The sequence below is a fragment of the Microbacterium trichothecenolyticum genome, from assembly GCF_030818955.1.
In the GTDB taxonomy this organism is placed as follows: Bacteria; Actinomycetota; Actinomycetes; order Actinomycetales; family Microbacteriaceae; genus Microbacterium; species Microbacterium trichothecenolyticum_B.
Map to the genome: position 1 here is coordinate 1,006,581 of NZ_JAUTBF010000001.1, position 21,152 is coordinate 1,027,732.

At 68.7% G+C, this 21,152-nt stretch carries 16 protein-coding genes and 1 pseudogene; 6 read left to right on the forward strand and 11 right to left on the reverse strand.

The window, feature by feature from the left end:
* Positions 1-144: 144 nt before the first annotated feature.
* Complete coding sequence (locus tag QE412_RS04840) at positions 145-1,071, reverse strand: heme o synthase (RefSeq protein ID WP_307480820.1); 927 nt, start codon at positions 1,069-1,071, stop codon at positions 145-147.
* 227 nt (positions 1,072-1,298) lie between these two features.
* On the opposite strand from QE412_RS04840, the gene tkt reads away from it, so the two are divergent.
* The 6 genes and pseudogenes from tkt to pgl all read left to right on the forward strand — a co-directional run bounded on the left by tkt (position 1,299) and on the right by pgl (position 9,444).
* Positions 1,299-3,398, forward strand: a complete 2,100-nt coding sequence (gene tkt / locus QE412_RS04845) for a transketolase (RefSeq protein WP_307487024.1) — start codon at positions 1,299-1,301, stop codon at positions 3,396-3,398.
* Between the two features lie 18 nt (positions 3,399-3,416).
* A complete protein-coding gene (tal, locus tag QE412_RS04850; RefSeq protein WP_307480824.1) occupies positions 3,417-4,538 on the forward strand; it encodes a transaldolase in 1,122 nt (373 codons plus the stop codon).
* Positions 4,535-6,162 (forward strand): annotated as a pseudogene (locus tag QE412_RS04855) (glucose-6-phosphate isomerase). The gene tal and the pseudogene QE412_RS04855 overlap by 4 nt, the downstream one beginning before the upstream one ends.
* Before the next feature lie 2 nt (positions 6,163-6,164).
* Positions 6,165-7,715, forward strand: a complete 1,551-nt coding sequence (zwf, locus tag QE412_RS04860; RefSeq protein ID WP_307480826.1) for a glucose-6-phosphate dehydrogenase — start codon at positions 6,165-6,167, stop codon at positions 7,713-7,715.
* Positions 7,712-8,659, forward strand: coding sequence for a glucose-6-phosphate dehydrogenase assembly protein OpcA (locus QE412_RS04865; protein WP_307480828.1), 948 nt, complete (start codon positions 7,712-7,714; stop codon positions 8,657-8,659). The genes zwf and QE412_RS04865 overlap by 4 nt, the downstream gene beginning before the upstream one ends.
* Entirely contained in the window at positions 8,656-9,444 is a 789-nt protein-coding gene (gene pgl / locus QE412_RS04870; RefSeq protein WP_307480830.1) for a 6-phosphogluconolactonase, read from the forward strand. The genes QE412_RS04865 and pgl overlap by 4 nt, the downstream gene beginning before the upstream one ends.
* Before the next feature lie 73 nt (positions 9,445-9,517).
* Here pgl and QE412_RS04875 read toward each other — a convergent pair whose 3' ends face one another.
* The 10 genes from QE412_RS04875 to uvrA form a co-directional block, all read right to left on the reverse strand.
* Positions 9,518-9,871, reverse strand: coding sequence for an RNA polymerase-binding protein RbpA (locus tag QE412_RS04875; protein WP_307480831.1), 354 nt, complete (start codon positions 9,869-9,871; stop codon positions 9,518-9,520).
* 1 nt (position 9,872) lies between these two features.
* Positions 9,873-10,121 carry a preprotein translocase subunit SecG gene (gene secG / locus QE412_RS04880; protein WP_307480833.1) on the reverse strand — a complete coding sequence of 83 codons (249 nt, stop codon included), beginning with the start codon at positions 10,119-10,121 and terminating at the stop codon, positions 9,873-9,875.
* Positions 10,122-10,232: 111 nt separating this feature from the next.
* Entirely contained in the window at positions 10,233-11,021 is a 789-nt protein-coding gene (tpiA, locus tag QE412_RS04885; protein WP_307480835.1) for a triose-phosphate isomerase, read from the reverse strand.
* Positions 11,012-12,226, reverse strand: coding sequence for a phosphoglycerate kinase (locus QE412_RS04890; protein WP_307480836.1), 1,215 nt, complete (start codon positions 12,224-12,226; stop codon positions 11,012-11,014). The genes tpiA and QE412_RS04890 overlap by 10 nt, the downstream gene beginning before the upstream one ends.
* Positions 12,227-12,232: 6 nt before the next feature.
* A complete protein-coding gene (gene gap / locus QE412_RS04895; RefSeq protein WP_307480838.1) occupies positions 12,233-13,243 on the reverse strand; it encodes a type I glyceraldehyde-3-phosphate dehydrogenase in 1,011 nt (336 codons plus the stop codon).
* A 103-nt stretch (positions 13,244-13,346) separates the two neighbouring features.
* A complete protein-coding gene (locus QE412_RS04900) occupies positions 13,347-13,973 on the reverse strand; it encodes a superoxide dismutase (RefSeq protein ID WP_307480840.1) in 627 nt (208 codons plus the stop codon).
* A 279-nt stretch (positions 13,974-14,252) separates the two neighbouring features.
* Positions 14,253-15,230, reverse strand: a complete 978-nt coding sequence (gene whiA / locus QE412_RS04905; RefSeq protein ID WP_307480841.1) for a DNA-binding protein WhiA — start codon at positions 15,228-15,230, stop codon at positions 14,253-14,255.
* Between the two features lie 50 nt (positions 15,231-15,280).
* Positions 15,281-16,159, reverse strand: coding sequence for an RNase adapter RapZ (gene rapZ / locus QE412_RS04910; RefSeq protein WP_307480843.1), 879 nt, complete (start codon positions 16,157-16,159; stop codon positions 15,281-15,283).
* A gap of 29 nt (positions 16,160-16,188) precedes the next feature.
* Entirely contained in the window at positions 16,189-18,114 is a 1,926-nt protein-coding gene (gene uvrC / locus QE412_RS04915; protein WP_307480845.1) for an excinuclease ABC subunit UvrC, read from the reverse strand.
* 21 nt (positions 18,115-18,135) lie between these two features.
* The gene (gene uvrA / locus QE412_RS04920; protein WP_307480847.1) at positions 18,136-21,105 is read right to left on the reverse strand and encodes an excinuclease ABC subunit UvrA; all 2,970 of its coding nucleotides are present in this window, start codon (positions 21,103-21,105) and stop codon (positions 18,136-18,138) included.
* Positions 21,106-21,152: the final 47 nt, after the last annotated feature.

Below are 21,152 nucleotides of genomic sequence, written 5' to 3' on the forward strand. Positions count from 1 at the left end.
CTTTCGTCATGCCCGAGAAACCACGACATCGGGAGGACTGCCGATCCCGCAGGCGGTCACCGGGGCATCGGCGCCCGGCTCCGCCCCGCTCGAGCACCGAGAAAAGCCCGCTGCTCACGGGGCAGGCGTTCTGATCGATGCGGGTCAGAAGGGAAGCAGCGGGTCGACCGCGATCGCGACGAACAGCAGCGTGAGGTAGGTGATCGAGGCGTGGAACACGCGCATCGGCCGCGGCTCCCCGCCGCGAACCGCGCGGGAGTACAGGCGGTGCGACTCGTAGACGAACCATCCGCCGAACACCAGCGCCGACACGGAATAGACCAGGCCCATGGATGCCACGGGGATCAGCAGCAGCGAGCACGCGACGGTGGCCCACGCGTACAGGATCACCTGCAGGCCGACCTGCGAGCCGCTGCGCGTGGCACCGAGCATGGGAACGTCGACCTCGTCGTACTGGTCGGCGTACTTCATCGACAGCGGCCAGTAGTGCGGCGGCGTCCACAGGAACACCAGCAGGAACAGGATGAACGGCGCCCACGACAGCGAACCGGCGACGGCCGACCATCCGATGAGCACGGGGAAGCATCCGGCGATACCGCCCCACACGATGTTCTGCTCGGTGCGCCGCTTGAGGATCATCGTGTAGATCACGACGTAGAAGAAGATGGCCGCAGCCGAGAGCCCCGCGGCGAGCGGGTTGGTGAACGCCCACAGCCACGCGGTCGACACGGCCGCGAGCGTCCACGCGAACACGAGGGCGCCGCGCGGCGAGACCTCACCCGTCACCAGCGGACGGTTTTCGGTGCGCTGCATGTGCGCGTCGATGTCGCGGTCGAGGTACATGTTGAACGCCGCAGCCGATCCGGCGCTCAGCGAGCCGCCGATGACCGTGGCGAAGATCAACCACAGGTTGGGCAGTCCCCCCTGCGCCAGGATCATCACCGGCACGGTGGTGACCAGCAGGAGTTCCAGCACGCGAGGCTTGGTCAGGGCGACGTAGGCCCGGATGGTGCGTCCGACGGAGCGGCGATCGGTCGTCGCAATGACGTGCGACGTCGTCGAGATGTCCATCGTCCCCCGGGGTAGCGCGTATAGAACTCCCACGATTCTATGTCATCCCCACCACACGACCGGCCGAGTGTCGACCCCCGTCACGTGCGGCAACGAAAGCGGGTGATCTCGCTATGCTGGCGAGGAACGCGCGCCCCGCGCCGACACCCCACCCCCCTCCCACTCCTACGGTGGCGAGCGCGGACGTCGGACCGTGAACCGGGCGCAGAATCGAGAAAGGCACCGTGTTGTCGGACTTCGAATGGGACGAGATCGATCGGCGCGCGGTGGACACCGCTCGCATTCTCGCGGCTGACGCCGTCGAGAAGGTGGGCAACGGCCACCCCGGGACGGCGATGTCGCTGGCTCCCGCCGCGTACCTGCTCTACCAGCGTGTGCTGCGTCACGACCCGGCGGACACCCACTGGCCCGGCCGCGACCGCTTCATCCTGTCTGCGGGACACTCCTCCCTCACCCAGTACGTCCAGCTGTACCTCGGCGGCTTCGGCCTCGAGCTGAGAGACCTCCAGGCGCTGCGCACCTGGGGCTCGCTGACCCCCGGCCACCCCGAGTACGGGCACACCGACGGTGTCGAGATCACCACCGGCCCGCTCGGCCAGGGTCTGGCCTCCTCGGTCGGCTTCGCCTACGCCGCGCGCTATGAGCGGGGTCTGTTCGACCCCGAGACCCCCGCCGGCGAGAGCCCGTTCGACCACTTCGTCTACGTGATCGCCGGTGACGGCGACCTCCAGGAGGGCGTCACGAGCGAGGCATCCTCGCTCGCCGGCCACCAGGAGCTCGGCAACCTCATCGCGATCTACGACTCGAACCAGATCTCGATCGAAGACGACACCAACGTCGCCTTCACCGAGGACGTGCACAAGCGCTACGAGTCCTACGGCTGGCACGTGCAGACGGTGGACTGGAAGAAGACCGGTCAGTACGTCGAAGACGTCGCCGAACTCTACGCCGCGATCGAGGCCGCGAAGGGCGAGACGAGCAAGCCCTCGCTCATCATCCTCAAGACCATCATCGGTTGGCCCTCGCCCGGCAAGCAGAACTCCGGCAAGATCCACGGCTCCGCCCTCGGTGCCGACGAACTGCGCGCCACGAAGGAGGTGCTCGGCTTCGACCCCGAGCAGCACTTCGCCGTCTCCGACGACGTCATCGCCCACACCCGCGAGCTCGTGCAGCGCGGCGAGGCCGAGAAGGCCGCCTGGCAGCAGAAGTTCGACGCGTGGGCCGCGGCGCACCCCGAGCGCAAGCAGCTGTGGGACCGCCTCCAGGCCCGCGAGCTCCCCGCCGACATCGCCGACGCACTCCCCGCCTTCGAAGCCGGCAAGGACGTCTCGACCCGCGCCGCCTCCGGCACGGTCATCAACGCCCTGGCCGCCGAGCTTCCCGAGCTCTGGGGCGGCTCGGCCGACCTCGCCGAGTCCAACCTGACGACCATCAAGGATGCCAAGTCCTTCATCCCCGCCGAGTGGTCGACGCACGAATGGACGGGAAGCCCCTACGGCCGTGTGCTGCACTTCGGCATCCGCGAGCACGCGATGGGCGCGATCCTCAACGGCATCGTCCTGCACGGTCCGACGCGCCCCTTCGGCGGCACGTTCCTCATCTTCAGCGACTACATGCGCCCGCCGGTGCGTCTGGCCGCGCTGATGAACATCCCGACGCTGTTCGTCTGGACGCACGACTCCGTCGCCCTCGGCGAAGACGGACCGACCCACCAGCCGATCGAGCAGCTGGCGACCCTGCGCGCCATCCCGAACTTCGCTCTCGTGCGTCCCGCCGACGCCAACGAGACGAGCGTCGTCTGGCTGGAGCTGCTGCGTCGTACGGCCGGCCCCGCGGGCCTCGCGCTGACCCGCCAGAACATCCCGGTCTTCGCCCGCGGCGACGGTGAGGCATCCGGTGACGAGTTCGCCTCGGCCGCAGGTGCGGTCAAGGGCGCGTACGTCCTGGCGGAGGCGGCGAACGGCGAGCCCGACGTCATTCTCATCGCCACCGGTTCCGAGGTGCAGCTGGCCGTCGAGGCCCGCGAGACGCTCGCCGCCGAGGGCGTGCACGCCCGCGTGGTGTCGGCCCCGTCGCTGGAGTGGTTCGCCGAGCAGGACGAGGAGTACCGCGAGTCGGTGCTGCCCTCGTCGGTGAAGGCGCGCGTGTCGGTCGAGGCCGGCTCCGCTCTCAGCTGGCACGGCATCGTCGGCGACGCCGGCCGCTCGGTCGCGATCGACCACTTCGGTGCGTCGGCCGACTACAAGACCCTTTTCCAGAAGTTCGGCATCACGGCCGAGGCCGTCGTCGAGGCCGCGCGCGACTCGATCGCGGCGGCGAAGAAGTAATCCGAGGAGATTAACGACATGAGCACTCCCACCGAACAGCTCTCCGCCGCCGGCGTCAGCATCTGGCTCGACGACCTGTCGCGCCAGCGCATCCAGTCGGGCAATCTCGCCGAGCTCATCGAGGCGCGCAACGTCTCGGGCGTCACGACGAACCCGACCATCTTCGCCGGCGCCCTCTCGAAGGGCGAGGCGTACGAGGGTCAGGTGCAGGAGCTGGCCGCCGCCGGCGCCGATGTCGACGAGGCGATCTTCTCGATCACCACCGACGACGTCCGCGACGCGTGCGACATCTTCTTGCCCGTGTTCGAGGCCACCGACGGTGTCGACGGCCGCGTGTCGATCGAGGTCTCCCCCGACCTCGCCCACGACACCGAGGGCACCGTGGCGCAGGCGAAAGATCTGTCGGCGCGCGTCGACCGCAAGAACGTGCTGATCAAGATCCCCGCGACCAAGGCGGGCCTTCCGGCCATCACCGAGGTCATCGGTGCGGGTATCTCCGTCAACGTCACGCTCATCTTCAGCCTCGAGCGCTACGAAGAGGTCATCGACGCCTACCTCGCCGGTGTCGAGAAGGCGCAGGCCGCCGGGCACGACATCTCGACCCTGCAGTCGGTCGCATCGTTCTTCGTCTCGCGCGTCGACACCGAGATCGACAAGCGCCTCGCAGCTCTCGGCACCGACGAGGCCGCCGCGCTCAAGGGCAAGGCCGGCATCGCCAACGCGCGCCTCGCGTACGAGCTGTTCGAGAAGAAGTTCGCCGAAGACCGCGCGAAGAAGCTCCTGGATGCCGGTGCGACGGTCCAGCGTCCGCTGTGGGCCTCGACGGGTGTGAAAGACCCCGCCCTGCCCGACACGCTGTACGTGACTGAGCTCGTCGCCCCGGGCACCGTGAACACCATGCCCGAGAAGACCCTCGAGGCGACCTTCGACCACGGTGTCATCACGGGTGACACCGTGACCGGTGCCTACGCCGAGGCCCACGAGGTGTTCGACCGTCTCGCCGCGGCCGGCGTCGACGTCGCCGACGCGACGCAGACGCTCGAGGACGAGGGTGTCGAGAAGTTCATCGCCTCGTGGCACGAGCTGCAGGACACCGTCAAGACCGCCCTCGAAGCCGGAAGCGCCCAGGCCGCGCAGTGAGCTTCACGGTCAAGGTCACCGGCCACGTCAAGTCGGTGGTCGACGCGGAGCTCCCGGGCCTGACCGGCTCGCTCATCGCGTCGGGCATCACGGCGGGCGACCCCTCCCTGTGGGGTCCGGCCGCCGAAGAAGAAGCCGCTCGTCGGCTCGGGTGGGTGCGAGCGGTCTCCGTCTCGCGCCCCCTCGTGGCCGAGATCACCGCCCTGCGCGACCAGCTGGTCGCGCAGGGCGTGACCCGCGTGGTGCTCGCGGGCATGGGCGGGTCCTCGCTCGCGCCCGAGGTCATCGCCCAGTCCTCGGGTGTTCCCCTCGTGATCCTCGACTCCACCGCACCGGCGCAGGTGCTCGCCGCCATCGACGGCGACGCCGAGTCCGGCGGTCTCGACAAGACGGCGCTCGTCGTCTCGAGCAAGTCGGGTTCCACGATCGAGACCGACTCGGCCAAGCGCGCGTTCGAGGCCGCGTTCCGCGATCTCGGCATCGATCCCGCCGAGCGCATCGTCGTCGTCACCGACCCCGGCTCCCCGCTCGAGGAGTCCGCGCGCGCCGACGGCTACCGCGTCTTCACCGCCGACCCCACGGTCGGCGGCCGCTACTCCGCGTTGACCGCGTTCGGACTGGTGCCGTCCGGCCTGGCGGGCGTCGACATCGGCGACCTCCTCGACGAGGCGGATGCCACGCTTCTCGAGGTCGCGATCGACTCACCCGAGAACCCGGCTCTGGTCCTGGCGGCGGCGATCGCGGGTGGCGGCGACGCTCGCCGCGACAAGCTCGCCCTCGTCACCGATGACAGCCACATCCTCGGACTGCCCGACTGGATCGAGCAGCTGATCGCCGAGTCCACGGGCAAGGACGGCACCGGAATCCTCTCCCGGTCGTCATGCTTCCGGTCTCCCCCGAGCTCGAGGCGAAACCCGCCGACCTCCAGGTCGTGCGTTTCGTCGACGACGCTCACAAACTGCACCTCTTCGAGCACCACCACGGCGAGGTCCTCGTCAGCGGATCGCTCGGGGCGCAGTTCGTCGTGTGGGAGTACGCCACCGCCATCGCGGGACGCCTGCTCGGCATCGACCCGTTCGATCAGCCCGACGTCGAGTCCGCGAAGCAGGCCACCCGCGGTCTGCTCGACGCGCGACCCGAACCCACGGCCCCGGCGTTCGTCGCCGGCGGCGTCGAAGTACGCGTCTCCGACCCGGCCCTGGCCTCCAGTGGCACGATCGCCAGCGTGCTCGACGCGCTGTGGCGCACCGTGCCGGCCGACGGCTACGTCAGCATCCAGGCGTACGTGAACCGCCTCGACCTCCCCCAGCTGGCGGGTCTACGCGAGCTCGTGGCCGCCGATTCCGCACGACCGACCACGTTCGGCTGGGGTCCGCGCTTCCTGCACTCCACCGGTCAATACCACAAGGGCGGACCCGCCAACGGTGTCTTCCTGCAGATCCTCGAACGCACGGACGTCGACCTCGAGATCCCCGGTCGACCGTTCACGTTCGGACAACTCATCCAGGCACAGGCCGCGGGCGATGCGAGCGTTCTGGCGGAGGGCCACGGCCGTCCCGTCGTGACGCTGACGCTGACCGACCCGCAGGTCGAGGTGCTCTCACTCTTCGAGGCGGCACAGTAAGCATGGTCGTAGAGATCACACCGGGTCACAATCCGCTGCGCGATCCCGAGGATCGCCGACTCAGCCGGATCGCGGGGCCGAGCGCCCTCGTCATCTTCGGCGTCACCGGCGACCTCTCCCGAAAGAAGCTCATGCCGGCGGTCTACGACCTCGCCAACCGCGGCCTGCTCCCGCCCGGGTTCGCGCTCGTCGGCTTCGCGCGCCGTGACTGGGAGGACCAGGACTTCGCCCAGGTCGTCTACGAGTCGGTGAAGAAGTTCGCGCGCACCGAGTTCCGCGAGGAGACTTGGAAGGAGCTCCTCGAGGGCATCCGGTTCGTGCAGGGCGAGTTCGACGACCCCGAGGCGTTCCGACGCCTGCGCGCCACGGTCGACAAACTCGACGTCGAGCGCGGCACGATGGGAAACCACGCCTACTACCTGTCGATCCCGCCCAAGGCGTTCCCGCTCGTCACGACGCAGCTCAAAGCGTCGGGCCTGGTGGGCGAAACCGCCGACGACACGGCGGGATGGCGCCGCGTCGTCATCGAGAAGCCTTTCGGGCACGACCTCGCCTCGGCGCGGGCCCTGAACGAGGTCGTCGAGAGCGCGTTCCCGGCCGACTCGATCTTCCGCATCGACCACTACCTCGGCAAAGAGACGGTCCAGAACATCCTGGCGCTGCGCTTCGCCAACGAGTTGTACGAGCCGATCTGGAACCGTAACTACGTCGACCACGTGCAGATCACCATGGCCGAAGACATCGGCGTGGGCGGCCGTGCCGGCTACTACGACGGAATCGGCGCGGCTCGCGACGTCATCCAGAACCACCTCCTGCAGCTGCTCGCGCTGACGGCGATGGAGGAGCCCATCAGCTTCAACGCCGCAGACCTGCGCGCCGAGAAAGAGAAGGTCCTGGCGGCAGTACGGCTGCCCGAGAACCTGGCCGAGGCGACCGCACGCGGGCAGTACGCCGGCGGCTGGCAGGGCGGCGAGGAAGTACTCGGCTTCCTCGAAGAAGACGGGATGGACCCCGAGTCCGTCACCGAGACCTACGCGGCCATCAAGCTCGAGATCAACACCCGCCGATGGTCGGGGGTGCCGTTCTACGTGCGCAGCGGAAAGCGTCTGGGCCGCCGGGTCACCGAGGTGGCCGTGGTGTTCAAGCGCGCGCCGCAGCAGCTGTTCTCGCGCAGTCAGACGCAGGAGCTCGGGCAGAACGCGCTGGTCATCCGCGTGCAGCCCGACGAGGGCGTGACGATCCGCTTCGGCTCGAAGGTCCCCGGTGACGGCACGCAGGTGCGCGACGTGACCATGGACTTCGGCTACGGACACGCCTTCACCGAGGCGAGCCCCGAGGCCTACGAGCGCCTCATCCTCGACGTGCTTCTGGGCGACCCGCCGCTGTTCCCTCGGCACGAAGAGGTCGAGCTCAGCTGGAAGATCCTCGACCCGATCGAGGAGTTCTGGGCCGCGCAGGGCGGCCCGCTCGAACAGTACTCGCCCGGGTCATGGGGGCCGGCATCCGCCGATGAACTCCTCGCCCGCGACGGCCGCACCTGGAGGCGCCCGTGATCATCGACCTGCCCGACACCACCGTCAGCGCGATCTCGAAGAAGCTCGTCAGCGTTCGTGAAGAAGGCGGCGCCGTCGCCCTCGGACGCGTGCTGACGCTCATCATCGTCACGCACCACGGCGCCGAAGAAGAGGTCATCGAGGCCGCCAACGACGCCTCGCGAGAGCACCCGATGCGTGTGATCGCGGTGCTGTTCGGCGACGAAGACGAAGCTCCCCGGCTCGACGCGCAGATCCGCGTCGGCGGCGACGCCGGCGCGAGCGAGGTCGTAGTGCTGCGCGCCCACGGTGCCGCCGGTTCCAACGCCGAGAGTCTGGTCACCGGCCTGCTGCTGCCCGACGCCCCCGTCGTGGCGTGGTGGCCGGGCGAGGCTCCCGCCGATCCCTCGCGCTCCGCCATCGGTCGCATCGCGCAGCGCCGCATCACCGACGCGTCGTCGCAGACCGACCCCGCGGCATGGGTGGCCGAGCTCGGCGAACACTACGCTCCCGGCGACACCGACTTCGCCTGGACGCGGGTCACCCGCTGGCGCGAGCAGCTCGCCGCGGTGCTGGACCAGCCGCCGTACGAGCCCGTCACCGCCATCAGGGTCCGCGGCGCCGCCGACTCCCCCTCGACCTCGCTGCTCGCCGCCTGGCTGGGCATGAAACTCGAGGCGCCGGTCGACTACGCCTACCTTCCGTCCGAGGAGTGGGCCAGCGGCATCAAGTCGGTGCGCCTCACGCGCGCGAGCGGCGACACCCTGCTCGAGCGACCCGAGCCGAACGTCGCCGTGCTGACCCAACCCGGACAGCCGACGCACGATCTCGCCTTCCCCCGCCGCACTTTGCGCGAATGCCTCGCGGAAGAACTGCGTCGCCTCGACCCCGACCTGCTGTACGGTCGGGTCATCACCGAGGGGCACGATCTCCTCATCGCCGCCAGCGAACGGGGCACGTCGTGACCGACGGGTCCCTGAAGCAGGTGATCATCCAGCGCGACGCCGATACGCTCGCCGAGTACGTCGCCACGCGCTTCGTGAACCGCATCGTCAAGCGGGTGGCCGAGGGCAAGCGCATGCACGTGTGTCTCACCGGGGGCACGATGGGCGGTGCGGTGCTGCGCACCGCGGCTCGCGACCCGCGCCTGGTCGACATCGACTGGTCGCTGGTGCACTTCTGGTTCGGCGACGAGCGATTCGTCCCGCGCGACTCGGACGACCGCAACGAGAAGCAGGCGCGAGAGGCATTGCTCGACGAGCTCGACATCCCGGCCGAGAACATCCACGCGGTGGCCTCGACCGACGACGGGCTCGACCTCGACGCCGCGGCGATCGCCTACGCCGACGAACTCGCGCAGTTCGCCCCGTCCGACCGCAGCGAGAACGGGCCGTGGCCGTCGTTCGACATCTGCTTCCTCGGGGTCGGACCCGACGCGCACATCGCTTCGCTCTTCCCTGACCGTCCTGAGATCTCGGTCACCGACCGTGCAACGGTCCCGGTGCGCGAGTCGCCGAAGCCGCCGAGCGACCGCGTCTCGCTGACTCGTCCAGTCATCAACTCGTCCAAACGCGTCTGGATGGTCATCGCGGGTGCCGACAAGGCCGCGGCGCTCGGGCTCGCCCTCGCGGGTGCGAGCTACCAGAGTGTTCCCGCGGCCGGGGCGAAGGGTCGCCGACGCACGGCGTTCTTCGTCGACGAGGCCGCCGCCGATCAAGTGCCCCCGCAGCTCATCGACCGCGAGTACTGAGCGCTCGACGACGAAGAGACCGGATGCCACGGCATCCGGTCTCTTTCCGGTTTATGCGAGCGCGAGCTCGACGTTACTGACCGCGGCGCTCGCGTAGCTGCTGCAGCGCGTCGTCGAGGAGCGATGCCGCCTCTTCGTCGGTGCGGCGCTCTTTCACGTACGCGAGGTGCGTCTTGTAGGGCTCGGCCTTCGCGAGGGCGGGCGGGTTGCTCTTGTCACGGCCGGCGGGCAGACCGGAGTGCGGGGAGTCGATCGTCTCGGGGATCTCGGCGTCGGGGATGCCCGCCGCGAAGTAGCGCACGGTCTCGTTGCCGAGGGCGTCCCAGTACGACACGGCCACACGGTCGGCGTGGAAGCCGTGGTCCTGCTCGCCCATGGGGCCGGCACCCACGCGGGAGCCGCGGATGGCGTTTCCACCAGTAGCCATGTCAGATCTCCGCGAACTTGGTCAGCAGACCGAGGCCCACGATGGTGACGAACCACACCAGCGCGAGCACGATCGTGAATCGGTTGAGGTTGCGCTCGGCAAGACCCGACGAACCGAGCGCGGAGCTCATGCCGCCGCCGAACATGTCGGACAGACCGCCGCCGCGCCCTTTGTGGAGCAGGATGAGCAGGGTCAGCAGGAGGCTGGTGACACCAAGGACCACCTGCAGGACGAACTCGAGAATCTGCACTGTCGAAAGCCTTTCACAGCGATCGGGTCGACCGCACAAGGGTCAAGTATACGGGGACGCGGGGCGCGCACACGGATGCCCGCGGCGAGGCGCCGCGGGCATCCGGAGGGATCAGACCCCGACGTGCTTCTGGTAGCGGATGATCGCGGCGAACTCGTCGACGACGAGGCTCGCGCCACCCACCAGTGCGCCGTCGACGTCGGGCTCGCGCATGAAGCCGGCGATGTTGCCCGACTTCACCGAACCGCCGTAGAGCACGCGCGTGCGCGCGGCTGCATCGGCGCCGAGCTTGTCGGCGACGACGGCGCGCAGCTTCGCGCAGACCTCCTGCGCCTGGTCGGGCGTCGCCGCCTGGCCCGAGCCGATGGCCCAGACCGGCTCGTACGCCACGACGATGTCGGCATCGGATGCCACGCCCTCGAGCGCGACCTCGAGCTGACCCACGGGCACGGCGCTGGCGCCGAACTTCTCGAGGTCTTCCGAGGTCTCACCGACGCAGATCACCGGAGCCAGACCATGACGCAGGGCCGCCTGCGTCTTGGCCGCGACGACCTCATCGGTCTCGTTGTGGAACTGCCGACGCTCGGAATGACCGATGATCACGTACCGCGCGTTCAGCTTGGCGAGGAACTGCCCCGAGATCTCCCCCGTGTAAGCGCCGGAGTCGTGCGACGACAGGTCCTGCGCGCCGAGGGCGAACGGGATCTTGTCGGCGTCGAGCAGCGTCTGCACGGTGCGCAGGTCGGTGAACGGCGGGAAGACGGCCACCTCGACGCTCCGGTCGTCGTGCTGGGCCTCTTTCAGCGTCCAGTGCAGCTTCTGAACGAACGCGACCGCCTGCAGGTGGTCGAGGTTCATCTTCCAGTTGCCGGCGATGAGGGGGGTTCTGGTCACGCCCATCCGAGGACCTCCAGTCCGGGGAGCTTCTTGCCTTCGAGGAACTCCAGGCTGGCGCCGCCGCCGGTGGAGATGTGGCCGAACTCGTCGTCGGCGAAGCCGAGCTGGCGCACGGCCGCCGCCGAGTCGCCGCCGCCGACGACGCTCAGGCCGTCGACCTCGGTGAGCGCCTTCGCGACCGTCTTGGTACCGGCCTCGAACGCCTTCATCTCGAACACGCCCATGGGACCGTTCCAGAAGACGGTGCGCGACGAGCGGATCGCCTCGGCGAAGATCTCCGCCGTGCGGGGTCCGATGTCGAGACCGAGGCCCGACGTGCCGAATGCGGTGTCTTCGAGCGCATCGGCGTCGGCGACCACGTGCTCGGCGTCGGCCGAGAACGACGCCGCGACGACGGCATCCACCGGGAGGACGATCTCGACGCCGCGCTCCTTCGCGGTGGCGAGGTAGCCCTTCACCGTGTCGATCTGATCCTGCTCGAGCAGGCTCGAGCCCACCTTGTACCCCTCGGCGACGAGGAAGGTGAACATCATGCCGCCACCCACCAGGAGCTTGTCCACGCGGGGAAGGAGGTGCTCGATGACGCCCAGCTTGTCGCTGACCTTCGAGCCGCCGAGCACGACCGTATAGGGCCGCTCGGGGTTCTCGGTCAGGCGGTCGAGGACCTCGAGCTCTTTCTGGATGAGCAGGCCCGCCGCAGAAGGAACGATCTGCGCGAGGTCGTAGACGCTCGCCTGCTTGCGATGCACCACGCCGAAGCCGTCCGACACGAGCGCGTCGCCGAGGGCGGCGAGCTCGCGCGCGAACGCCTGGCGCTCGGACTCGTCCTTCGAGGTCTCCCCCGGGTTGAAACGGAGGTTCTCGATGACGGCGACTTCACCGTTCTCGAGCGAGGCCACGGCATCCTGAGCCGACTCGCCGACCGTGTCGCGCGCGAACGCGACGGGCTGACCGAGCAGCTCGGACAGGCGCTGCGCGACCGGCTCGAGAGAGTACTTCGGGTCGGGCGCGCCGTCGGGGCGGCCCAGGTGCGAACACACGACCACACGCGCGCCGGCGTTGATCAATGCGTTGAGGGTCGGCAGCGACGCGCGCACGCGGCCATCGTCCGTGATGACGCCGTCCTTGAGCGGGACGTTCAGGTCACAACGGACGATGACGCGCGTGCCGGCGAGCGACCCCAGCGATTCGAGGGTGCGCAGAGCCATGAAGGGTTACAGGCGCTCGGCGACGTACTCGGTGAGGTCGACGAGGCGGTTCGAGTAGCCCCACTCGTTGTCGTACCACGACGACACCTTCACGAGGTTGCCGCTGACGTTGGTCAGCTCGGCGTCGAAGATCGACGAATGCGGGTTGCCCTGGATGTCGCTCGAGACGATCGGGTCCTCGGTGTACTGCAGGATGCCGTTGAGGCGACCCTCGGCAGCGGCCTGCTTGTACACGGCGTTGATCTGGTCGGCGGTCAGGCCCTCGGTGGGCGTGACGATCGTCAGGTCGACGATGGAGCCGGTGGGAACCGGAACGCGGTACGACGAGCCGCTCAGCTTGCCGTTGAGCTCGGGCAGCACGAGGCCGATGGCCTTGGCGGCACCGGTCGAGGCGGGCACGATGTTGATCGCGGCGCCGCGGGCACGGCGGAGGTCGCTGTGCGGGCCGTCCTGCAGGTTCTGGTCGGCGGTGTAGGCGTGCGCGGTCATCATGAAGCCGCGCTCGATGCCGAAGGCGTCGTTGAACACCTTCGCCAGCGGGGCGAGGCAGTTGGTGGTGCACGACGCGTTCGAGATGATGACGTCGGTCTCGGGGTTGTAGGTCTCTTCGTTGACGCCCATGACGATGGTGGCGTCGTCGCCCGAGGCCGGAGCCGAGATGAGGACCTTCTTGGCGCCGCCGGCGACGTGCTTCTTGGCGTCTTCGGCCTTGGTGAAGCGACCGGTGGACTCGATGACGATGTCGACGCCCAGCTCACCCCAGGGGAGGTTGGCGGGGTCGCGCTCTTCGAAGACCTTGATGGTCTTGTCGCCGACGGTGATGGAGTCTTCGGTGTACGAGACCTCTTCGGCCAGAACGCCTCCGACGGAGTCGTACTTGAGGAGGTGAGCCAGAGTCTTGTTGTCGGTGAGGTCGTTCACCGCCACGATTTCGAGGTCGGCACCCTGCGCGAGAGCCGCGCGGAGGTAGTTGCGTCCGATACGGCCGAAGCCGTTGATTCCGATCTTGACGGTCACGGAATATCTCCTGAATCAGTTGTGCGCGAGGTGCGCGAGATTGCGGTATTCGCTGGCGGACAACGGCGTCCCGGTGAGGTGCCCCACCGGGACGCCGCACCACTTACGACAGTACCAGCAGACCCGCGGTCTTCTCGCGGGCAGCGGCGAAGCGCTCCTGGGCGTCGGCCCAGTTCGCGATGTTCCAGAACGCCTTCACGTAGTCGGCGCGCACGTTCTTGTAGTCGAGGTAGTACGCGTGCTCCCAGACGTCCAGCAGCAGCAGCGGGACCGTGCCCGCGACGATCTGGCCCTGCTGGTCGAAGAACTGCTGGATGAGCAGGTTCTGGCCGATCGAGTCCCAGAACAGACCCGCCCAGCCCGAGCCCTGCACGCCGAGAGCGGCGGCGGTGAACTGCGCACGGAACGCGTCGAACGAACCGAACTGGTCGTCGATGGCCGCCTCGAGGTCGCCGGTGGGCTTGTCGCCACCGTTGGGCGAGAGGTTCGTCCAGAAGATGGAGTGGTTGGTGTGACCGCCGAGGTTGAACGCGAGGTCCTTCTGCAGGCGGTTGATGTTCGCGAAGTCGCCCTTCTCACGCGCTTCGGCGAGCAGGTCGAGAGTCGTGTTCGCGCCGTTGACGTACGTCTGGTGGTGCTTGCTGTGGTGCAGCTCCATGATGGTCGCGCTGATGTGCGGCTCCAGCGCCGAGTAGTCGTAGGGCAGTTCGGGCAGCGTGTACTTCGCCATGTTCTCAACTTCCGAATCGGGCGCCGCCGAGACCTCTTCACCAGAACGACGTTTCCGAGGACCGTGCAGCGAGGGTGACGTGTTCATCCTAGTGACGGACACCGTGCGGTCCACGGGGTTGCTTCCCCGAATGACGGAGGTTACGACGCCCGGGCACGTCGCGCGGGCGGGAGAACGGGATGCCGGGGCGATGCAATCCGCCATTGTCCGGCGACGCGGCAACGGCGAACGGATGCCGGGGTCACGGCATCCGGAATCGCGCTGCGCGCGGTGCGGGGCTCAGTCCTCCGCGCCCACCGGGACCGCCGCCTCGGTGCCGGGGATGCCCTCGGCCTCGGCCTTCTTGTCGGCCATCGCCAGCAGACGGCGGATGCGCCCGGCCACGGCGTCCTTCGTGAGCGGCGGGTCGGCGTGGTGGCCGAGCTCGTCGAGGCTCGCGTCGCGGTGGGCGAGGCGCAGCGCGCCCGCCTGCTGGAGGTGATCGGGCACCTCATCACCGAGGATCTCGAGCGCGCGCTCCACGCGTGCGCACGCGGCGACCGCGGCCTGCGCCGAGCGGCGCAGGTTGGCGTCGTCGAAGTTGACCAGGCGGTTCACGCCCGCGCGCACCTCGCGGCGCTGGCGCATCTGGTCCCACTCCCCCGCCGTGCGGCGGGCGCCCATCTCGTACAGAGCGCCGCGGATGGCCTCGCCGTCGCGGACGACGACGCGGGGCACTCCGCGCACCTCGCGGGCCTTGGCGGGAATGCCGATGCGGTGACCCGCGCCGACGAGGGCCATCGCGGCCTCCGACGAGGGGCACGAGATCTCGAGCGCTGCCGAGCGACCCGGATCGCTCAGTGAGCCGCTGGCCAGGAAGGCGCCGCGCCAGATGGCGCTGAGGTCGGGACGGGATCCGGTGGTGAGCTTGTTGGGGAGCCCGCGGACGGGACGGCGGCGCTGGTCGAGCAGCCCCGTCTGGCGCGCCAGGGTCTCGCCCGCCTCGATGACACGGACCGCGTAGTGACCGCCCGTTCGGCCACCGGAGCCCTGCACGTGGTGCAGCTCGGGCCGCACGCCGTAGAGCTCCATCAGATCGCGCGCGACGCGTCGGGCGAGGATGTCCGAATCGAGCTCGGCCTCGACGGCGACGCGGTTGGCGATCGAGTGCAGACCACCGGAGAAGCGCAGGAGGGCGGTGAGCTCGGCGACGCGCGCTGTCGGGCGCGGGTCGCGGACGGTGATGAGCTCGGCCTTCACGTCGGCGGTCAGGGGCACGATTCTCCTCGCTTCGGGGGGGGGTGGCTCGTCGGGGGCGACGGTACAGCCTACTCTCGACCGAGGTCCCGATGAGCCACCCGTACCGCGACGCCCGCCACATCGGACAGACGTGCAGCCAGTTCCCGTGTCATCACGACCGAGCGGTGCTTGCCGCCGGTGCACCCGATCGCGATGACCGAATGCCGCTTGTTCTCACGCTGATAGCCCTCGAGCACCGGGCGCAGGGCCGTGGCGTACGCGTCGAGGAACTGCGTCGCACCCTCCTGCCCGAGAACATACTCCCGTACGCGCGGATCTTCACCGGTCAGCGGACGCAGATCCTCGCTCCAGAACGGATTCGGCAGAAACCGCATGTCGGCGACGAGGTCGACATCGGGCGGAAGACCGTACTTGAACCCGAAGCTCATCAGGGTGACCGTGTGGCGGGCCGCGCCCTCGTCACCGAACAGGGCGACCGTGCGCAACGACAACTGGTGCACGTTCAGCGACGAGGTGTCGATCACGACATCGGCGGCCTCGCGGACCGGCGCCAGCCTGTCGCGTTCGCGGCGGATGCCGTCGAGGATGGTTCCGTCGCCCTGCAGCGGATGCGGACGTCTGACGGCCTCGAAACGTCGCACGAGCACCGCGTCGCTGGCATCGAGGAACACCACGCGCACTTGGCGCCCCGCTTGCAGACTGCGCATCGCCTCGGGCAGATCGCTGAACAGCGAACGACCCCGCACATCGACGACGACCGCCACGCGCGGCACCGCCCCACCGGCGAGCTCGGTCAGCTCCAGCAGCGGGCGCAGCATCTGCGGCGGCAGGTTGTCGACGACGTACCAGTCGAGGTCTTCGAGCGCGTTCGCCACGGTCGATCGCCCGGCGCCCGACATGCCCGTGACGATGAGCACGTCCCCTGGTTCGTCGCGGCCCGGATCCATGGCGGTCGCCTCCCGTCGTCCGGTCAAGCCTACCGAGACAGATGCGTGTGGATGGCCTCGGCGAGGGTCGGTCCGATGCCGGGGAGCGCGGTGATCTCCTCGGGCGTGGCGTTCTTCAGCGCGGTCACCGACCCGAAGTGCCGCAGCAGCGCCTTGATGCGGGTGTCGCCGAGGCCCGGAACCTCCGCGAGCACGCTCGTGATGTCGCGTTTGCGACGTTTGCGCTGGTGCACGATCGCGAACCGGTGCGCCTCGTCACGCAGCCGCTGCAGCAGGTACAACGCCTCGGAGGTCCGCGGCAGGATCACGGGGTACTCCTCCCCCGGCAGCCACACCTCTTCGAGACGCTTGGCGATCCCGCACAGGGCGATCTCCTCGTGCCCGGCATCGGCGAGGGCCCGGGCGGCCGCGGCGACCTGGGGCTGACCGCCGTCGACGACGAGCAGCTGCGGGCGGTACGCGAAACGCGGACGCTTGCGCGCGGTCACGACCTCCCCGTCGGCGGTGGCCTCGGCCGAGTCGGGGGCCGCGATGATCGCCCCGCCGATCGTCTCGGGCTCGTCGTCGTCCGGTCGATCGAGGTAGGCGAGGCGCCGGGTGAGCACCTGATACATCGAGTCGGTGTCATCCGTCGTCTCGGCGACCCCGAACGAGCGGTACTGGTCCTTGCGCGGCAGGCCGTCTTCGAACACGACCATGGATGCCACGACGTTCGTGCCCGAGAGGTGCGAGATGTCGAAGCACTCGATGCGCAGCGGCGCCTCGGTCAGCCCGATCGCCTCCTGCAGGTCGGTGAGGGCCTGCGACCGCGCGACGTAGTCGCTCGTGCGCCGGGTCTTGTGCAGCAGGAGCGCTTGCTGCGCGTTGAGCGTCGCGGTCTTGAGCAGGTCGGCCTTGCGTCCGCGCTGCGCCACCTGGAGGGTGACCGGTCGCCCGCGGCGCTCGCGCAACCAGTCTTCGAGCTGGGGAGCGTCGTCGGGGAGCTCGGGAACGAGCACCTGACGCGGGATGTCGGCGGCATCCGCGTCGCCATAGGTGCGCTGCAGCACCTGGTCGACGAGGTCGGCGCCGGAGATGTCGATCTCTTTCTCGATCGTCGTGGCGCGCACACCGCGCACGCGCCCGCCACGCACGACGAAGTGCTGCACGGTCGCGGCCAGCTCGTCCTCCGCGATGCCGAACAGGTCGGCATCCGTGTCCGAGGCGAGCACCAGAGCACTCTTTCCGAGGACGGCGTCGATGGCCTGCAGACGGTCGCGGTAGAGCGCGGCCGACTCGTAGTCCATCGCCGCCGACGCCTCGTTCATCCGTGCGGTGAGCTGCTTCGCGAAGCGCTGGTCGCCGCCCGACATGAAGGCGATGAAGTCATCGACCATCGCGCGGTGCTCTTCGATCGTCACCTTCATCGAGCACGGCCCCCCGCAGCGTCCGATCTGCCCGGGGAAGCAGGGCCGGCCCGACTGCATGGCCTTCTTGTACGACGAGTCGCTACAGGTGCGGATGGGGAAGACCTTGATCATCAGGTCGATCGTGTCGTGCACCGCCCACACCTTCGGGTACGGCCCGAAGTACTTCGCCCCGCGGATCTTGTGGTTGCGCGTGACGATGACGCGAGGCGCCTCGTCGGCCAGCGTGATCGCCATGTACGGGTACGACTTGTCGTCGCGGTAGCGCACGTTGAAGGGCGGATCGAACTCCTTGATCCACATGTACTCCAGCTGCAGCGAGTCGACGTCGCTGGGCACGACCGTCCACTCCACGCTCGCCGCGGTCGTCACCATGCGCCGCGTGCGCTCGTGCAGAGAGTGCAGCGGGGCGAAGTAGTTCGACAGGCGCGCGCGGAGGTTCTTGGCCTTTCCGACGTACAGCACCCGCCCCTCGGCATCCCGGAAGCGGTACACCCCGGGGTTGGTGGGGATCTCGCCGGCCTTCGGGCGGTAGGGCAGATGCGACATCCGTTCTCGGGATGCCACGGCTCAGCCCGCCGCGCTCACGAGCTCCGGCTCGGCGCTGCGGGCGTCGAGCGCGGCGGCGTTGCGCTGCGTCCCTGTGCGGCCGGTCTCGAGCAACTCCGCGAGGAACGCGCCGGTGTGGCTCTCCTCGACCTTCGCGACCTGTTCGGGCGTCCCGGTGGCCACGATCGTGCCGCCGCCGGCGCCGCCCTCGGGCCCCAGGTCGATGACCCAGTCGCTGCTCTTGATGACGTCGAGGTTGTGCTCGATGACGATGACGGTGTTCCCCTTGTCGACGAGACCGTTCAGCACCTTCAGCAGCAGCGAGACGTCCTCGAAGTGCAGACCCGTGGTGGGCTCGTCGAGCACGTAGATCGAGCGGCCGTTGCTCCGGCGCTGCAGCTCGGTCGCGAGCTTGACGCGCTGCGCCTCGCCGCCCGAGAGCGTGGTCGCCGACTGTCCCAGGCGCACGTAGCCGAGGCCGACGTCGACGAGGGTCTTGAGGTAGCGGTGGATCGCCTGGATCGGCTCGAAGAAGTCCGCGGCCTCCGAGATCGGCATCTCGAGCACCTCGGCGATGTTCTTGCCCTTGTAATGCACCGAGAGGGTGTCGCGGTTGTACCGCTTGCCGTGGCAGACCTCGCAGTCGACGTACACGTCGGGCAGGAAGTTCATCTCGATCTTCAGCGTGCCGTCGCCCGAGCACGCCTCGCAGCGGCCACCCTTGACGTTGAAGCTGAAGCGCCCGGCCTGGTAGCCGCGCACCTTCGCCTCGGGGGTCTCCGCGAACAGGCTGCGGATGCGATCGAACACGCCGGTGTAGGTCGCCGGGTTCGAGCGCGGCGTGCGGCCGATCGGCGCCTGGTCGACGTGCACCACCTTGTCGAGGTTGTCGAGGCCTGTGACGCGCGTGTGCTTGCCCGGCACGCGGCGCGCGCCGTTGAGCTTCGAGGCCAGGACTTCGTACAGGATGCCGTTGACCAGCGTCGACTTGCCCGAACCGCTGACGCCGGTCACCGACGTCAGCACGCCGAGCGGGAAGTCCACCGTGACGTTCTGCAGGTTGTTCTCGCGTGCGCCCACGACCGTGACCTGACGCTTCTTGTCGATCTTTCGGCGCTTCTTCGGCGCCTCGATCGCGCGGCGGCCCGAGAGGTAGGCGCCCGTGAGCGAGCGCTCGTCCTCCAGGAGCTCGGCCAGCGGGCCGGAGTGTACGACGTTGCCGCCGTCGACGCCGGCACGAGGGCCGATGTCGACCACCCAGTCGGCCGCGTGGATGGTCTCTTCGTCGTGCTCGACGACGATGAGCGTGTTGCCGAGGTCGCGCAGCGTCTCGAGCGTCTGGATGAGACGGCGATTGTCGCGCTGGTGCAGACCGATCGAGGGCTCGTCCAGGACGTACAGCACGCCCGTGAGTCCCGAGCCGATCTGTGTCGCCAGGCGGATGCGCTGTGCCTCGCCGCCCGAGAGGGTGCCGGCCGCGCGGCCGAGGCTGAGGTAGTTCAAGCCGACCTGCAGCAGGAAGTCCAGGCGCGCGCGGATCTCGCGCAGCACGGCCGCGGCGATCGTCGCCTCACGCTCGGTCAAGGTGAGCTTCGAGAAGAACTCGCGCGCGTCGGCGAGGCTCATCCGCGAGGCCGCGGCGATGGAGGTGTTGTCGACGAGGACCGCGAGCACCTCGGGCTTGAGACGGTCGCCATCGCACACGGCGCACGGCACCTCGCGCAGGTACTCCGACCAGCGTTGACGCTGCGCGTCGGACTCGGCCTGCAGGTACTGGCGTTCGATGTACGGAACGACACCCTCGAAGCCCGACGAGTACCGCATCTCGCGCCCGTAGCGGTTCTTCCACTTGACCGTGACCTTGTAGTTCTCGCCGCGCAGCACCGCCTGCTGCACGTCGTGCGACAGGTCTTTCCACGGGGTGTCGAGCGAGAAGTCGAGGTCGCGCGCGAGGCCTTCGAGCAGGCGCTCGTAGTACTGGAACAGCCCCTTGCCCTGGGTCGTCCAGGGCAGGATCGCGCCGTCGCGAATCGACAGCTCCTCGTCGCCGAGCATGAGGTCGACGTCGACCGACATGCGCGTGCCGAGACCGGAGCACACCGGGCACGCACCGAACGGCGCGTTGAACGAGAAGGTGCGCGGCTCGATCTCGGTGAGTTGCAGCGGGTGCCCGTTGGGACAGGCGAGCTTCTCCGAGAACGACTGCCACGCGTCGTCGCCCTCTTCGTCGACGAAGTTGACCTGCATGATGCCGCCGGCCAGGCCCATCGCCGTCTCGACCGAGTCGGTCACACGACTGAGGTTGTCACCGGATGCCACGAGCCGGTCGACCACCACGGCGATGTCGTGCTTGTAGCTCTTCTTCAGTGTCGGCGGCTCGGCCAGCTGAACGAGTTCGCCATCGACGACGGCGCGCGCGTAGCCCTTGGCGCTCAGTTCCTTGAAGAGGTCGACGAACTCGCCCTTCTTCTGCGTGACGACCGGCGCGACGATCTGGTACCGCGTGCGCTCGGGCAGCTCCATGAGCTGGTCGGCGATCTGCTGCACCGTCTGACGCTGGATGCGGGCGCCGCAGTCGGGACAGTGGGGCACACCGATGCGAGCCCACAGCAGACGCATGTAGTCGTGGATCTCGGTGATCGTGCCCACCGTCGAGCGAGGGTTGCGGTTCGTCGACTTCTGGTCGATCGACACGGCGGGACTCAGGCCCTCGATGAAGTCGACATCGGGCCGATCCACCTGTCCGAGGAACTGGCGCGCGTACGCACTGAGCGATTCGACGTATCGACGCTGTCCCTCGGCGAAGATGGTGTCGAACGCGAGGCTCGACTTGCCCGAGCCCGAGAGACCCGTGAACACGACGAGCGCGTCGCGCGGGATGTCGAGGTCGACGTCCTTCAAGTTGTGGACGCGAGCGCCCCGGACACTCAGCTTGCCGCTGGAGCCGGACGGGGCCGAAGAAGGGGCGGGTACGACGGGAACGATGGGCACCTGTTAAGTCTAGGTCGGGCCTCCGACATCGGTCCCGGGTTCGCCCG

Bases quoted from the DNA above. Each gene is read 5' to 3' on its own strand.
- QE412_RS04875 (WP_307480831.1), bottom strand. From the start codon at position 9,871: ATGGCTACTGGTGGAAACGCCATCCGCGGCTCCCGCGTGGGTGCCGGC.
- zwf (WP_307480826.1), top strand. From the start codon at position 6,165: ATGGTCGTAGAGATCACACCGGGTCACAATCCGCTGCGCGATCCCGAG.
- tpiA (WP_307480835.1), bottom strand. From the start codon at position 11,021: ATGGGCGTGACCAGAACCCCCCTCATCGCCGGCAACTGGAAGATGAAC.
- QE412_RS04890 (WP_307480836.1), bottom strand. From the start codon at position 12,226: ATGGCTCTGCGCACCCTCGAATCGCTGGGGTCGCTCGCCGGCACGCGC.
- QE412_RS04840 (WP_307480820.1), bottom strand. From the start codon at position 1,071: ATGGACATCTCGACGACGTCGCACGTCATTGCGACGACCGATCGCCGC.
- uvrC (WP_307480845.1), bottom strand. From the start codon at position 18,114: ATGTCGCATCTGCCCTACCGCCCGAAGGCCGGCGAGATCCCCACCAAC.
- rapZ (WP_307480843.1), bottom strand. From the start codon at position 16,159: ATGGATCCGGGCCGCGACGAACCAGGGGACGTGCTCATCGTCACGGGC.
- tal (WP_307480824.1), top strand. From the start codon at position 3,417: ATGAGCACTCCCACCGAACAGCTCTCCGCCGCCGGCGTCAGCATCTGG.
- QE412_RS04900 (WP_307480840.1), bottom strand. From the start codon at position 13,973: ATGGCGAAGTACACGCTGCCCGAACTGCCCTACGACTACTCGGCGCTG.